The following is a 13,536-nucleotide window of genomic DNA, read 5'->3' on the forward strand; positions in this document are numbered from 1 at the left end:
CACCCGACCGACGGCCGAGCAGGAGTCGCCATGGGCCCCGACGCTGCCACCAACGTGGCTGCCGTGCGGCCCGACGCGCCCGCACTGCCCGCGGGGGCGGGTACGCCAGAGGGCGGCGAGCGACAGCCGCTGCCCAGCCGTCCGCTGGTCCGCCGTCCGGACGACGTGGGCACCGAGCCCCCCGGTGAGCAGGACCCGCAGGGCGGCGTACCCCGGCGCCGGGTGCGCGACCGGCTGGCCCGCCGGATCGCCTCCGGCCAGCGCAGCGGGGTGGTCCGTCCCGTGCTGGAGCCGCTGGCCGCGCTGCACCGGCAGAGCCACCCGAAGGCCGACCTCGCCCTCCTGCAGCGGGCCTACGACCTCGCGGAGGCCGCGCACGCCACGCAGAAGCGCAAGAGCGGCGATCCCTACATCACCCACCCGCTGGCCGTGGCCACCATCCTGGCCGGGCTGGGCATGGACACCACGACGCTGGTCGCCGCGCTGCTGCACGACACCGTCGAGGACACCGGGCAGACGGTGGAGTCGATCACCGAGGCGTTCGGCCCGGAGGTCGCGCACCTGGTGGACGGCGTCACCAAGATCGACCGGGTCAAGCTCGGCGACGCCGCCCAGGCCGAGACCATCCGCAAGATGATCGTGGCGATGGCCCGCGACCCCCGGGTGCTGGTCATCAAGCTCGCCGACCGGCTGCACAACATGCGCACGCTGCGCTTCCTCCCGCCGGAGAAGCAGGAGAAGAAGGCGCGGGAGACGCTGGAGATCCTCGCCCCGCTGGCCCACCGGCTGGGCATGAACACCATCAAGTGGGAGCTCGAGGACCTCGCGTTCGCGACCCTCTACCCCAAGCGCTACGACGAGATCGTCCGCCTGGTGGCCGAGCGGGCGCCGTCCCGGGACACCTACCTGGCCGAGGTCACCGCCGCGGTCACCGAGCAGCTCAAGGCCGCGGGCATCCAGGCCGTCGTCACCGGCCGGCCCAAGCACTACTACTCGATCTACCAGAAGATGATCGTCCGCGGCCGGGACTTCACCGACATCTGGGACCTCGTGGGCATCCGGATCCTGGTCGACTCGGTGCGGGACTGCTACGCGGCGCTGGGCATCATGCACGCGCACTGGCAGCCGGTGCCCGGCCGCTTTAAGGACTTCGTCGCGATGCCGAAGTTCAACATGTACCAGTCGCTGCACACGACGGTCATCGGCCCGCAGGGCAAGCCGGTCGAGCTGCAGATCCGCACGCACGACATGCACCGCACCGCCGAGTACGGCATCGCCGCGCACTGGAAGTACAAGGAGAAGGCGAAGTCCGGCGGCCGCCCCGCCGCCGAGGGCCGCGGGGCCAAGACCGGGTCCCCCGACGACATGCTGTGGCTGCGCCAGCTGCTGGACTGGCAGCGGGAGGCGCAGGAGCCCGGCGAGTTCCTGGAGACGCTGCGCTACGACCTCGGTCCGCAGGAGGTCTTCGTCTTCACGCCCAAGGGCGACGTGGTCAGCCTGCCGGGCAACGCCACCCCGGTGGACTTCGCCTACGCGGTGCACACCGAGGTCGGCCACCGCTGCATCGGCGCCCGGGTCAACGGCACCCTGGTCTCGCTGGACAGCACGCTCAACAACGGCGACGTCGTCGAGATCTTCACCTCCAAGTCGCCGACCGCGGGGCCCTCGCAGGACTGGCTGGCGTTTGTCGGGTCGTCCCGCGCGCGCACCAAGATCCGCCAGTGGTTCACCAAGGAGCGCCGCGAGGACGCCGTCGAGGCGGGCAAGGAGGCGCTGACCCGGGCGATGCGCAAGGCGGGCCTGCCGCTGCAGCGGCTGCTCCGCGACGACGCGCTGGCCACCCTCGCCAAGGACCTGCGCTACGCCGACGTCACGGCGCTGTACGCCGCGGTGGGGGAGAACCAGATCTCCGCCTCGTCGATCGTCGAGAAGCTGATCGCCGCGCTGGGAGGCGCCGAGGGCGCGGTCGAGGACATCGCCGAGACGACCATCCCGATGCGCCGCCCGGCGCACCGGCGCTCCTCCGGCGGCGACCCGGGCATCGTCGTCCACGGCATGACCGACGTGTGGGCCAAGCTCGCCAAGTGCTGCACTCCGGTGCCCGGCGACGCCATCCTCGGGTTCGTGACCCGCGGCGGCGGGGTGAGCGTGCACCGCACCGACTGCACCAACGCCGCCGACCTGGAGCGCAAGCCCGAGCGGCTGGTCGAGGTGGAGTGGGCCTCCCAGCCGGGGTCGGTGTTCCTGGTGGCCATCCAGGTCGAGGCGCTCGACCGGCACCGGCTGCTCTCCGACGTCACCAAGGCGCTGGCCGACGAGCGGGTGAACATCCTGTCGGCGTCGGTGCAGACCAGCCGCGACCGGGTGGCGATCAGCCGGTTCACCTTCGAGCTGGCCGACCCCGCCCACCTGGGCGCCGTGCTGCAGACGGTGCGCAACGTGGAGGGCGTCTTCGACGTCGAGCGCGTCACCGCATAGGCGCTCTCCCCGGCGAGATCGGCGATCTCGCACGGATCCGAGCCGCGCAGCGTGCGGGTCCGGCGATCTCGCCGTCGGGCGAGGACGTCGGCGGAGGGATCGGACCGCCCGGCCGCATCAGACGACGGTGACCGACTCGATGGTCACCGGGACGTTCGGGGCGCCGCCCCCGGGGCTGGGGTCCAGGGAGCCGTCGTTGCCGTTGGCCGCCACCTCGTCGAGCACCGCGAGCCCGGCCTCGTCGACGGTGCCCACGACGGTGTACGCCGGCGGCAGCATGCTGTCGCCCCAGACGAGGAAGAACTGGCTGCCGTCGACGCCCTGGCCGCTGTTGGCCATCGCCACGGTGCCGCGCGGATAGGTCTCCGCACCGGTCACCTCGGTCGGTGAGGTGTAGGTGGGCCCGCCCGCACCGGTGCCGGTCGGGTCGCCGCACTGCAACACCTGCAGCCCCTCGCTGTCGACCTCGCGGTGGCAGGGGGTGTCGTCGAAGAAGCCCTGCTCGGTGAGGTGCACCAGGCTGGCCGCCGCGCACGGCGTGGCCGCCCGGTCCAGGGTGACGGTGAGGTCGCCGAGGTTGGTCGCCACCAGCAGGTCCGTGGTGCCGCTGGTGGGCACGACGTCCTCCGGCGGTGCCACCTCGGTGAGGTAGGGGTTCGCCGACGAGGGCTCTCCCCACGCGCAGGCGACGGTGCCCGTCCCCGCTGCGCCGCCGTCCCCGGCGTCGGTGGTGCCCCCGCCCTGCTCGCCCTCCGCGGCGGAGCCGCCGCACGCCGTCAGGGTGAGCAGCGCCCCGGTCAGGCCACCTGCGGCGCGCAGCCGTCGGCTCACGCGGCGACCGTCAGCGACTGGATCCGGACCTCCTGGGTGGGCGCGCCGTCGCCGGGCCCGTTGCTGCCGTCGTTGCCGTTGGCGGCGATGGCGTCGAGCGTGGCCAGGCCGGCCTCGTCGATGGTGCCGAGGACCGTGTAGGACGGCGGCAGCTGGCTGTCGCCGTAGACGAGGAAGAACTGGCTGCCGTCGAAGCCCTGGCCGCTGTTGGCCATCGCCACGGTGCCGCGCGGGTAGGTCTCGTCACCGGTGACCTGGGTCGGGAACTCGTAGGCCGGGCCGCCCATGCCGGTGCCGCTCGGGTCGCCGCACTGCAGCACCTTCAGGCCCTCGGAGTCGGTCTGGCGGTGGCAGACCGTGTCGTCGAAGTAGCCCTGCCCGGCCAGGTGCACCATGCTCGCCACCGCGCACGGGGCGTTGGCGTTGTCCAGGGTCAGGCCGATCGGGCCGAGGTTGGTGGTGATGTCGACCGCGGTGGTGCCCGTCGGCGTGACGTCGACCGGCGGGGTGCCGGTGTCCGCCTGCAGGTTCGGGTTCGCGGTGGTGTCGGCCGGCGTCCAGTCGCAGGTGCCGTCGCTGCCGTCGACGACCCCGGGGGTGGTCGGGGCCGGTGAGGTGGCCGTGGGCTCCGCAGCGGCGGGATCGGTGTCGTCGTCGCCGCCGATGCCGGTGATCAGCAGGACGGTGCTGACGACGAGCACGACGGCGGCGGCGGTGATCCCGATCAGCAGGTTGCGGCGGCGCTTGCGCGCCAGCTCGGCGCGGCGTTCCAGCTGACGCTGCAGGCGCCGCTGGGCGGCCTCCCGCCGCTGCTTGTTGCTCGGCACGCGTGGTACTCCTCGAGACGGACGGCTGCGGGGGGACGTCCGGGTGCGCCCGCACCCCGCTGGTCGAAGCCCCGAGTCTAGGTGCCGGACCTGACCGTTCCCCGGCAGCGGAGAGGCCCGGAGCGCCGCGGGAGCCCCGCGTAACCTGCACGGGTGCTCATCCGCTCGTTCCCGGCCGGCGCGTTCGGCACCAACTGCTACGCCGTCGCCCCCGGGCCGCGGCAGGAGTGCGTGGTGGTCGACCCCGGCATGGACGCCGTCGAGCCGCTGGCCCGGATGCTGGCCGACGACGGCCTCAAACCGGTCGCCGTCGTGCTCACCCACGGCCACCTCGACCACACCTTCTCGGTGCTGCCGGTCTGCGACGGCTACGACATCCCCGCTTACCTGCACCCCGCCGACTCCGGCATGCTCAGCGACCCGGCGCGCTGGCACGGCCCGCAGCTGGCCCCGCTGATCAGCGGCGTCGCCCTGCCCGACCCGGCCGACGTGAAGCCGCTGGACGACGGCGCGGTGCTGTCGCTGGCCGGCGTCGAGCTGACCGTGCGGCACGCGCCCGGCCACACCCGGGGCTCGGTCGTCTTCTCCCTCGACCTGGGGGAGGCGCCGGGGCTGCTGGCCGGCGACGTGCTCTTCGCCGGCTCGGTGGGCCGGGTCGACCTGCCCGGCGGGTCGTGGGAGGACATGCTGCGTTCGCTGCAGGACGTCGTCCTGCCGCTGGACGACGAGACGGTGGTGCTGCCCGGGCACGGCCCGGCGACCACGATCGGCCGGGAGCGGGCCACCAACCCGTACCTGGCCCAGGCGGCGGGCGCGCCCAAGGGGCGCGGGCTGTGAGCGCGGTCGCGAGCTCACCGGAGAGCACAGCGACGCCGCGGACGCGGCCGACGAGCGCCGACGAGGAGGGCTCGTGAGCGGGCTGACCGCCCCGAAGGGCACCTTCGACGTCCTGCCGCCGGAGTCCGACCGGTTCCTCGCCGTCCGGGAGACGCTGACCGCGCCGCTGCGGCGGGCCGGCTACGGCTACGTGGAGACGCCGGTGTTCGAGCACACCGAGGTGTTCTCCCGCGGGGTGGGCGAGTCCACCGACGTCGTGACGAAGGAGATGTACACCTTCGACGACCGCGGCGGCCGCTCGCTGACGCTGCGCCCGGAGCTCACCGCGGGCCTCATGCGGGCCTTCATCGAGCACCGGCTGCACACCGGCGCGCTGCCGGTGAAGCTGTGGACGGTCGGCTCGGCGTTCCGCTACGAGCGCCCGCAGGCCGGCCGCTACCGGCACTTCACCCAGGTCGACATGGAGGCGCTCGGCGTCGACGACCCGGCGCTGGACGCCGAGGTGGTCGCGCTCGGGGTGCAGGGCTTCCGCGACCTGGGGCTGACCGACTACGAGCTGCTGCTGACCTCGCTGGGCGACGCGACCTGCCGGCCGCAGTACCGGGAGAAGCTCGTCGCCTACCTCGACAAGCTGGACCTTGACGAGGACACCCGCCGCCGGGCGGAGATCAACCCGCTGCGGGTGCTCGACGACAAGCGCCCCGAGGTGCAGGCGCAGCTGGACGACGCGCCGCTGATGGTCGACCACCTCTCGGACTCCACCAGGGCGCACTACGACGCCGTCCGCCAGCACCTGACCGACCTCGGCGTGACCTGGACCGAGGCGCCACGGCTGGTGCGCGGGCTGGACTACTACACGAAGACGACGTTCGAGTTCGTGCACAACGGGCTCGGGGCGCAGTCGGCGATCGGCGGCGGCGGGCGCTACGACGGACTCTCGGCCGCGCTCGGCGGCCCGGACGTCTCCGGCATCGGCTACGCCGTCGGGGTCGACCGGACGCTGCTGGCGGTGCAGGCCGAGGGGCTCGACGTCGCCGCGGCGACCGGCGTGCAGGCGTTCGTCGTCCCGCTGGGCGAGGAGGCGCGGCGGGTGGCGGTGCGCCTGGTCGGGCAGCTGCGCCAGGCCGGCGTCGCGGCCGACACCGTCTACGGCGGGCGCGGGCTCAAGGGCGCGATGAAGGCGGCCGACCGGTCGGGCGCCTCGCACGTCGTCGTCATCGGCGAGCGGGACCTGGCCGAGGGCGTCGGCCAGCTCAAGGACATGCACACCGGCGAGCAGCGCCCCGTCCCGGTGGGCGAGCTGTTCGACCGAGTGCGTGCGAGCGTAGGGGAGTGACGACCATGGAGCAGCGGCCGCTCGGCCGGACGGGGGCCGACGTCAGCGTCGTCGGCCTGGGCACCTGGCAGCTGGGTGCGGACTGGGGCAACGTCGACGAGGACACCGCGCAGGACGTCCTCGACGCGGCACTGGACGCCGGGGTCACCCTGCTCGACACCGCGGACGTCTACGGCGGCGGCAGGTCGGAGGAGCGGATCCGCCGGGCGCTGGTCGCCCGCCCGGACCGGCCGTTCGTCGCCACCAAGGCCGGTCGGCAGGCCAACCCCCACACGGCCGAGCAGTACTCCCCGGAGAACCTCCGGGGCTGGATCGACCAGTCCCGGCGCAACCTCGGCGTCGACACCCTCGACCTGGTGCAGCTGCACTGCCCGCCCACGGCGGTGTACTCCGACCACCGGGTGTACGACGCGCTCGACGCGATGGTGGCCGACGGCGCGATCGCGGCCTACGGCGTCTCGGTGGAGACCGTCGCCGAGGGGCTGACCGCGCTGGAGCACCCGGGCGTGCAGACAATCCAGGTGATCCTCAACGTCTTCCGGCGCAAGCCGCTGGAGGAGCTGCTGCCCGCGGCCGTGCAGGCCGGCGTCGGCATCCTCGCCCGCGTGCCCCTGGCCAGCGGGCTGCTGACCGGCAAGTACGACGAGACGACGGCGTTCGCGCCCGACGACCACCGGAACTTCAACCGCCACGGCGAGGCCTTCGACGTCGGCGAGACCTTCTCCGGCGTGCCCTTCGAGGTCGGCGTGGCGGCCGCCCGGGAGGTCGCCGAGATCGCCGGCGACGCACCCACGGCGGCGTTCGCGCTGCGCTGGGTCATCGACCAGCCCGGCGTCACCACGGTGATCCCCGGCGCGCGGACCGTCGAGCAGGTCCGCGGCAACGTCGCGGCCGCCGGGCTGCCCCCGCTCACCGACGCCCAGCTCGCCGACCTCGAGCGCGTCTACGACGAGCGCATCCGCGCGCACGTCCACGACCGCTGGTAACCCACCCCCGAAAGGCCCTCCAGTGCTGCGCACCCACGACGCCGGAACGCTGCGCGCGTCCGACGCCGGTTCCACGGTCACCCTCGCCGGCTGGGTGGCCCGCCGCCGCGACCACGGCGGCGTGGTCTTCGTCGACCTGCGCGACGCCTCGGGCTACGTCCAGGTCGTCGTCCGCGAGGAGGAGGCCCACCACCTCCGCAACGAGTTCTGCGTGCTGGTCACCGGCGAGGTGCGCCGCCGTCCCGAGGGCAACGAGAACCCGGAGCTGCCGACCGGCGAGATCGAGGTGGCCGCGGCCGAGCTGCGGGTGCTCTCGCCGTCGGCTCCGCTGCCGTTCCCGATCGAGACCGACCAGGCGGCCTCGGACGACGTCCGCTACCGGTACCGCTACCTCGACCTGCGCCGGCAGGGTCCGGCCCGGGCGATGCGGCTCCGTTCGGAGGTCAACCGGGTCGCTCGCGGGGTCATGGCGCAGCACGGCTTCGTCGAGGTCGAGACGCCGGACCTGACCCGCTCGACACCGGAGGGGGCCCGTGACTTCGTCGTCCCGGTGCGCCTGCAGCCCGGGAAGTGGTACGCCCTGCCGCAGTCCCCGCAGCTGTTCAAGCAGCTGCTGATGATCGGCGGGCTGGAGCGCTACTACCAGATCGCGCGCTGCTTCCGGGACGAGGACTTTCGCGCCGACCGGCAGCCGGAGTTCACCCAGCTGGACTTCGAGATGAGCTTCGTCGAGCGCGACGACGTCCTGGCCGTGGTCGAGGACGTCGTCCGGGCGCTGTGGCGCGAGCTGGCCTCCTACGAGGTCCCCGAGATCCCGCGGATGAGCTACCGCGAGGCCATGGACCGGTTCGGCTCGGACAAGCCCGACCTGCGCTTCGGCATCGAGCTGACCGAGCTGACGGAGTACTTCGCGCAGACCCCGTTCCGGGTGTTCCAGGCGCCCTACGTCGGCGCGATCGTGATGCCCGGCGGCGGGTCGCAGCCGCGGCGGGCGTTCGACGCCTGGCAGGACTGGGCGAGGTCCCGCGGGCACCGGGGCCTGGCCTACGTGACCATCGCCGAGGACGGCACGCTGGGCGGGCCGGTCGCCAAGAACATCTCCGAGGAGGAGCGTTCCGGCCTGGTCGAGGCGGTCGGGGCCGCGCCCGGGGACTGCGTGTTCTTCGCCGCCGGCGCGCGCCGTCCGGCGCAGGAGCTGCTGGGTGCCGCGCGCAACGAGATCGCCCGCCGGCTGGAGCTGATCGAGCCGGGCTCGTGGTCGTTCCTCTTCGTCGTCGACTTCCCGATGTTCGAGGAGACCGAGGACGGCGACTGGACCTTCATGCACCACCCGTTCACCTCGCCCACCCCCGAGTGGCGGGACCGGTTCGCCGAGGACAGGGGCGGCGCGCTGTCCGACGCCTACGACCTGGTGTGCAACGGCAACGAACTGGCCAGCGGGTCGGTCCGCATCGCCGACCCGGACCTGCAGGAGCGGGTGTTCGAGACGCTCGGGATGTCCCGCGAGGAGGCCCGCGAGCGGTTCGGCTTCTTCCTCGAGGCCTTCGCCTACGGTCCGCCGCCGCACGCCGGCGCCGCGATCGGCTGGGACCGCACCTGCGCGCTGCTGGCCGGGGTGGACTCCATCCGCGAGGTCATCGCCTTCCCGAAGACCGGCGCGGGCTACGACCCGCTGACCGGTGCCCCGACGCCGATCACCGACGCGCAGCGCAAGGAGGCCGGCATCGACGCGATCCCCGACGAGCCGGCGCTGCCGGGCGAGCCCGGCGCCCCGGGGCCGACCGACCCCGCTCACCCCTGATGCGATGAAGGAGCGGGGCCTCCGCTCCTCGTGGGACTCCCCGGTGATGCTCGGGGTGCTCACGTCCGTTTTCGACGAGGGAGGCCCCGGGTGAGCGAAGACTACGACGGGCGGCAGTACGTCGGTATCGACCTGCACCGGCGTCGCTCGGTGCTGGTGCGCATGACCGAGGCCGGCCAGACGCTGGAGACGGTGCGCATCGTCAACGATCCCGACCGGCTGGCGGTGGTAATGGCCCGGGCCGGTGAGCGGCCGGAGGTGGTGCTGGAGGCCACCTATGGCTGGTACTGGGCCGCCGATGAGCTCGCCGAGCTCGGCGCGGTGGTGCACCTGGCGCATCCGCTGGGGGTGAAGGCGTTCTCCTACCGGCGGGTCAAGAACGACCAGCGCGACGCGGCCGACCTGGCCGATCTGCTGCGGATGGGCCGGTTGCCGGAGGCGTGGATTGCCCCGCCGGCCACCCGGGAGCTGCGTGAGCTGGTGCGCCACCGGGCCAAGCTGGTGCAGCTGCGCACGAACCTGCGCTGCCAGGTGCACGCGGTGCTGGCCGGGCAGGGTGTGGCGGTGCCGGTCAGCGATCTGTTCGGCGTCGCCGGCACGGCGCTGCTCGACCGGTGCGAGCTCACCTCGGCAGCAGCGCTGCGGGTGGCGTCGCTGCGCCGGCTGATCGCGGCCGTCGACACCGAGATCGACCAGGTGGGCAAGGTCACCGCCGCCCGGCTGCGCGCCGATGCGGGCTATCGGGCGGTGCAGACCATCCCCGGGGTCGGGCCGGTGCTGGGCGCGGTGTTCGTCGCCGAGATCGGGGACGTGACCCGCTTCGCCGGCCCGACCCGGTTGACCAGCTGGGCGGGGCTGACCCCGACGCATCATGAGTCCGACACCACCGTGCGCCGCGGGCGGATCACCAAGCAGGGCAGCCGGCTGGTGCGCTGGGCCGCGGTCGAGGCGGTGCAGCGGGCGAGCAGCCACAGCCGCCTGGGCGCGCACCGGGACCGGGTCGCCGCCCGCCGCGGCCGCAACATCGGCACCGTGGCCGCGGCACGGGAACTGGTCGAACTGGCCTTCTACGCGCTGCGCGATCACACCGTCCGCCGGCTGACCGATCACATCCTCCCTTCGGCGGCGTGATCACCGGGCCACCGCGGTCGGCGCGGGTCGCCGCTTGTCATGACCCCCACCCGTGGCGAGGTCGCCCCGTCTGATTGACCCCGCCGACCGCGTTGTCGCACCGCACTCCATGCCGCCCACCGCGGGCGGCGCAGGAATGACCGACAGCCTCCGCGGGGCCTGTCGCGCGCCGGGGGCACCGGGCGCTGGAGCCTGCCGACACCATCGCTTGGACGGAGGACCGACAGACCCCCTCTCCGCGCTGAACAGCATGCGTCGAACGGCGCCGGCATCAAGGACCACCGGCCGCTCCGCGGTCGGCCTCCGGCCGATCCTTGACCCCGACACCGCCCGTTCAACGCGCCCGACAGCCGGGCGGAGAGGGCCGAACGAACGTCAATCCCGACAAACCGACGGGGTTGACACGGCCTCCCTCCTTCAGGAATGACAGCGGTGTGCCGGTTGGTCGAGGCTTCGTGCCGTCGCGGCAGCGAGATCGCGTGATCTCGCACGGCTGAACGCCTCGAAGCGTGCGACATCGCGCGCTCTCGTCAGTTGACCACCTCCGTCAGCCAACCCGGGAACAGCTGTGAGCGGAGGGGGCCCGAGCCTTTCGCCGCCCCTGGATCCGGCGGAGCATCGCCGCGGTGGGGGTGCGCGTCGCCCTCGAGCTGGACAGCCGCACGGATGCGGAGGACGAGTACCGCATGGGTCCCGGATTGCGCAACGAGCTCCGGGCGGTCGACGTCGACGCGGTGTCCGCGGTCGACGGTGCGGTGTCCGACGGTGCCCGGCCCGGCGTCGCGGCCCCCTCGGTGGCTGGTCACCTGAGCGTCGGCGGCGTGTTCGTCACCGTCGTCTCGGCGATCCCGGACTGGATGGCCGGTGGGCCGTGGCCCATGAGGTGACCCGCACGATGGACGGCGACGCCCTCGAACTGACCGGAGCCATCGCCCGTCATGCGCAGGCCGACCGGCTGCTCCCACGCAGTCTCAGGAGATGGGGCTCGAGCTGTTCGCCGCGGAGGAGCACCGACCACCGGAGATGACCATCGGGACGGTGCCCGAGGGCGTCCGCTCCGCCGCCGTCCGCAAGGAGCTGCTGGAGCGCTCCGACCTGGGGATCGACGAGGGGAGCGGACGCCGGCAAGGCGGCGTTGGCGCTCGCGGCGCGGAAGGAGACCCTCGGTCGCTGAGCGCGGTCGACGCTGGGGCGCGGCCTCACCCGGCCGGGACCGCCCCGCTGCCGTGCTGCTCCTGCTCGCGGGAGCGGGCCCGTACCGCGGCGCGCTCCGCGCGCCAGGACAGGATGCGCTTGAGCCGGTTGGCGAGCCGGATCGCGATGTCCGGCGTGAGGACGCCGACGGCCATCAGGATCGCGGTGTAGGCCCGGTGCTGGCGCCACTGCAGGCGGATGCTGTCCCAGGCGTAGCGGAGGGCCACCCGGCGGTGTCGCAAAGCCGCCTCGGCCAGCGCCAGGCGGCCGTAGATCCGCGCCAGGCCCGGGCGTGAGCGCGCCATGTCGGGATACCGCTCGAGCAGGTAGCGGCTCGCGTCGGCGATCAGCTGCCACTGCTCCGAGAAGTACGAGGAGCGGTGGATGAGCACGCGCACCAGGGCAGCCGGGGTCACCAGAACGGGGGCGTGCAGGGTCGCGCGGAGCAGCCACTCGTGGTCCTCGGCGTAGCCACCCGGGATGTTCTCGTCGAGCAGGCCGATTTGGTCGAGCAGCGTGGAGCGGCGGATCAGCAGGGTCGAGGAGTGCACCTCCATCACCCGCGAGTCCAGGAACATCTCGTGGGGGACCTCACGCAGGTCGAGGACCCGCTCGCGGCTCCGGCCCTGCATCAGGGTGACGATTCCCGTCGAGGCGACGGAGTGGCGCGTCGACCGCAACAGGTCCGGCACCTGCTCGGTGAGCTTGGTGGGCAGCCACTCGTCGTCGTCGTCGCAGAAGGCGACGAGTTCCCCGCTGCCGGCCAGGATCCCGCAGTTGCGGGCGCCCGGGAGTCCCGGTGTCCGGGTGTTGGTGATCCCCCGGACGCTGCGTCTCTGCGGCACGCTCAAATCCGGCGGGAGGGTGGGCTCCGATTGGTCGAAGACCACGATGCACTCGATGGGACCGGCGTAGTCCTGCCGCAGGATCGCCGTCAGCGCGCGGGCCAGCAGTCGCGGGCGGTTCCGCGTCGGCACGACGACGCTGACCATCGGGTGGCCGCCCCCCGGAATGGACATCGCTCCATCTTTCCCGCAGATGGGGCGGGCGGGGCGGCACGGGGCCGTGACTGGCCCCGAACGTGGTAGACGAATTGCATGAGCGGGCGGAGCCGGGCCGTCGTGACCGGAGGGGCGGGGTTCCTCGGGAGCCACCTGTGCGCCCGGCTGCTGGCCGAGCGGTACGAGGTCGTCTGCCTGGACAACTTCCTCACCAGCGGGCCGGGGAACGTCGCGCACCTCCTGCCCTCGGAGCACTTCCGGCTCGTCCGGGCGGACGTGACCGACTACGTCCACGTCCCTGGACGCGTCGACGCCGTGCTGCACTTCGCGTCCCCGGCCTCCCCGGTGGACTACCTCAAGCTGCCGATCGAGACGCTCAAGGTGGGGAGCATCGGCACGCTGCACGCGCTCGGCCTCGCCCGGGAAAAGGGCGCCCGATTTCTGCTGGCCTCGACCAGCGAGGCCTACGGCGACCCGCAGGTCCACCCGCAGCCAGAGGGGTACTGGGGGCACGTAAACCCCGTCGGTCCCCGCGGTGTGTACGACGAGGGCAAGCGCTTCGCCGAAGCCCTCACGATGGCCTACCGCCGGACCCACGGAGTGGACACCGCGATCGCCCGCATCTTCAACACGTTCGGCCCCGGGATGCGGCCGTACGACGGACGCGCCATCCCGACGTTCATCCGGCAGGCACTCACTGGGAGCCCGATCACGGTCGCCGGTGACGGCAGCCAGACGCGGTCGGTGTGCTATGTGGACGACCTCGTCGACGGGCTCGTTCGGCTGCTGCGGTCGGATCTCGCTGGCCCGGTCAACCTGGGCAATCCGCAGGAGCTGTCGATCCTGCGGCTCGCCGAGGTGATCCGGAAGCTGTGCGGCGCCGGCGTCGAGATCGTGCCCCTCCCGCGCCCGGAGGACGATCCGACGGTGCGCCGGCCCGACATCACCCTCGCCCGCACCCGACTGGGCTGGGAACCGCGGATCAGACTGGAGGACGGCCTCCGGAGCACCATCGCCTGGTTCCGGGAGCAGCTTCCCGCCCTCACGGACGGGCGGGGGTGCTAGCTGTGCTCCTCGACCGAGAGCCTGCCCGCCGCAGGCCCCTGCGAAGAAT

General features: G+C 73.1%; 11 protein-coding genes. 8 read left to right on the forward strand and 3 right to left on the reverse strand.

What is annotated here, in order from left to right:
• Nucleotides 1-30 precede the first annotated feature (30 nt).
• Nucleotides 31-2,478, forward strand: coding sequence for a RelA/SpoT family protein (locus ACI78Z_RS02505; protein WP_457034938.1), 2,448 nt, complete (start codon nt 31-33; stop codon nt 2,476-2,478).
• Between the two features lie 117 nt (nt 2,479-2,595).
• Here the strand turns inward: ACI78Z_RS02505 and ACI78Z_RS02510 are convergent, their stop codons facing one another.
• Complete coding sequence (locus ACI78Z_RS02510) at nt 2,596-3,309, reverse strand: peptidylprolyl isomerase (RefSeq protein WP_457034939.1); 714 nt, start codon at nt 3,307-3,309, stop codon at nt 2,596-2,598.
• Nucleotides 3,306-4,136, reverse strand: a complete 831-nt coding sequence (locus ACI78Z_RS02515) for a peptidylprolyl isomerase (protein WP_457034940.1) — start codon at nt 4,134-4,136, stop codon at nt 3,306-3,308. Before ACI78Z_RS02515 ends, ACI78Z_RS02510 begins: the two co-directional genes overlap by 4 nt.
• A 153-nt stretch (nt 4,137-4,289) precedes the next feature.
• Between ACI78Z_RS02515 and ACI78Z_RS02520 the strand changes: the two genes are divergently transcribed.
• The 6 genes from ACI78Z_RS02520 (at nt 4,290) to ACI78Z_RS02545 (ending at nt 11,114) form a co-directional block, all read left to right on the forward strand.
• Nucleotides 4,290-4,973: an MBL fold metallo-hydrolase gene (locus ACI78Z_RS02520; protein ID WP_457034941.1), complete on the forward strand. Its 684-nt coding sequence runs from the start codon at nt 4,290-4,292 to the stop codon at nt 4,971-4,973.
• Nucleotides 4,974-5,046: 73 nt separating this feature from the next.
• Complete coding sequence (gene hisS / locus ACI78Z_RS02525) at nt 5,047-6,309, forward strand: histidine--tRNA ligase (RefSeq protein WP_457034942.1); 1,263 nt, start codon at nt 5,047-5,049, stop codon at nt 6,307-6,309.
• A gap of 5 nt (nt 6,310-6,314) precedes the next feature.
• Complete coding sequence (locus ACI78Z_RS02530) at nt 6,315-7,295, forward strand: aldo/keto reductase (protein WP_457034977.1); 981 nt, start codon at nt 6,315-6,317, stop codon at nt 7,293-7,295.
• Nucleotides 7,296-7,317: 22 nt separating this feature from the next.
• The gene (gene aspS, locus ACI78Z_RS02535; RefSeq protein ID WP_457034943.1) at nt 7,318-9,096 is read left to right on the forward strand and encodes an aspartate--tRNA ligase; all 1,779 of its coding nucleotides are present in this window, start codon (nt 7,318-7,320) and stop codon (nt 9,094-9,096) included.
• Between the two features lie 90 nt (nt 9,097-9,186).
• Nucleotides 9,187-10,227 carry an IS110 family RNA-guided transposase gene (locus tag ACI78Z_RS02540; protein WP_457034944.1) on the forward strand — a complete coding sequence of 347 codons (1,041 nt, stop codon included), beginning with the start codon at nt 9,187-9,189 and terminating at the stop codon, nt 10,225-10,227.
• 626 nt (nt 10,228-10,853) lie between these two features.
• On the forward strand, nt 10,854-11,114 hold the full coding sequence (locus ACI78Z_RS02545) for a hypothetical protein (protein WP_457034945.1): 261 nt from the start codon (nt 10,854-10,856) through the stop codon (nt 11,112-11,114).
• 312 nt (nt 11,115-11,426) lie between these two features.
• On the opposite strand, the gene ACI78Z_RS02550 is transcribed toward ACI78Z_RS02545, so the two are convergent.
• Nucleotides 11,427-12,440 carry a glycosyltransferase family 2 protein gene (locus tag ACI78Z_RS02550; RefSeq protein ID WP_457034946.1) on the reverse strand — a complete coding sequence of 338 codons (1,014 nt, stop codon included), beginning with the start codon at nt 12,438-12,440 and terminating at the stop codon, nt 11,427-11,429.
• Nucleotides 12,441-12,518: 78 nt separating this feature from the next.
• Between ACI78Z_RS02550 and ACI78Z_RS02555 the strand changes: the two genes are divergently transcribed.
• Nucleotides 12,519-13,487, forward strand: a complete 969-nt coding sequence (locus tag ACI78Z_RS02555) for a UDP-glucuronic acid decarboxylase family protein (protein WP_457034947.1) — start codon at nt 12,519-12,521, stop codon at nt 13,485-13,487.
• Nucleotides 13,488-13,536 lie beyond the last annotated feature (49 nt).

This window comes from Geodermatophilus sp. SYSU D01176 (assembly GCF_054050015.1).

Coding starts and splice junctions, on each gene's coding strand:
- ACI78Z_RS02555 (WP_457034947.1), top strand. CDS start 12,519: ATGAGCGGGCGGAGCCGGGCCGTCGTGACCGGAGGGGCGGGGTTCCTC.
- ACI78Z_RS02530 (WP_457034977.1), top strand. CDS start 6,315: ATGGAGCAGCGGCCGCTCGGCCGGACGGGGGCCGACGTCAGCGTCGTC.
- ACI78Z_RS02505 (WP_457034938.1), top strand. CDS start 31: ATGGGCCCCGACGCTGCCACCAACGTGGCTGCCGTGCGGCCCGACGCG.
- ACI78Z_RS02550 (WP_457034946.1), bottom strand. CDS start 12,440: ATGTCCATTCCGGGGGGCGGCCACCCGATGGTCAGCGTCGTCGTGCCG.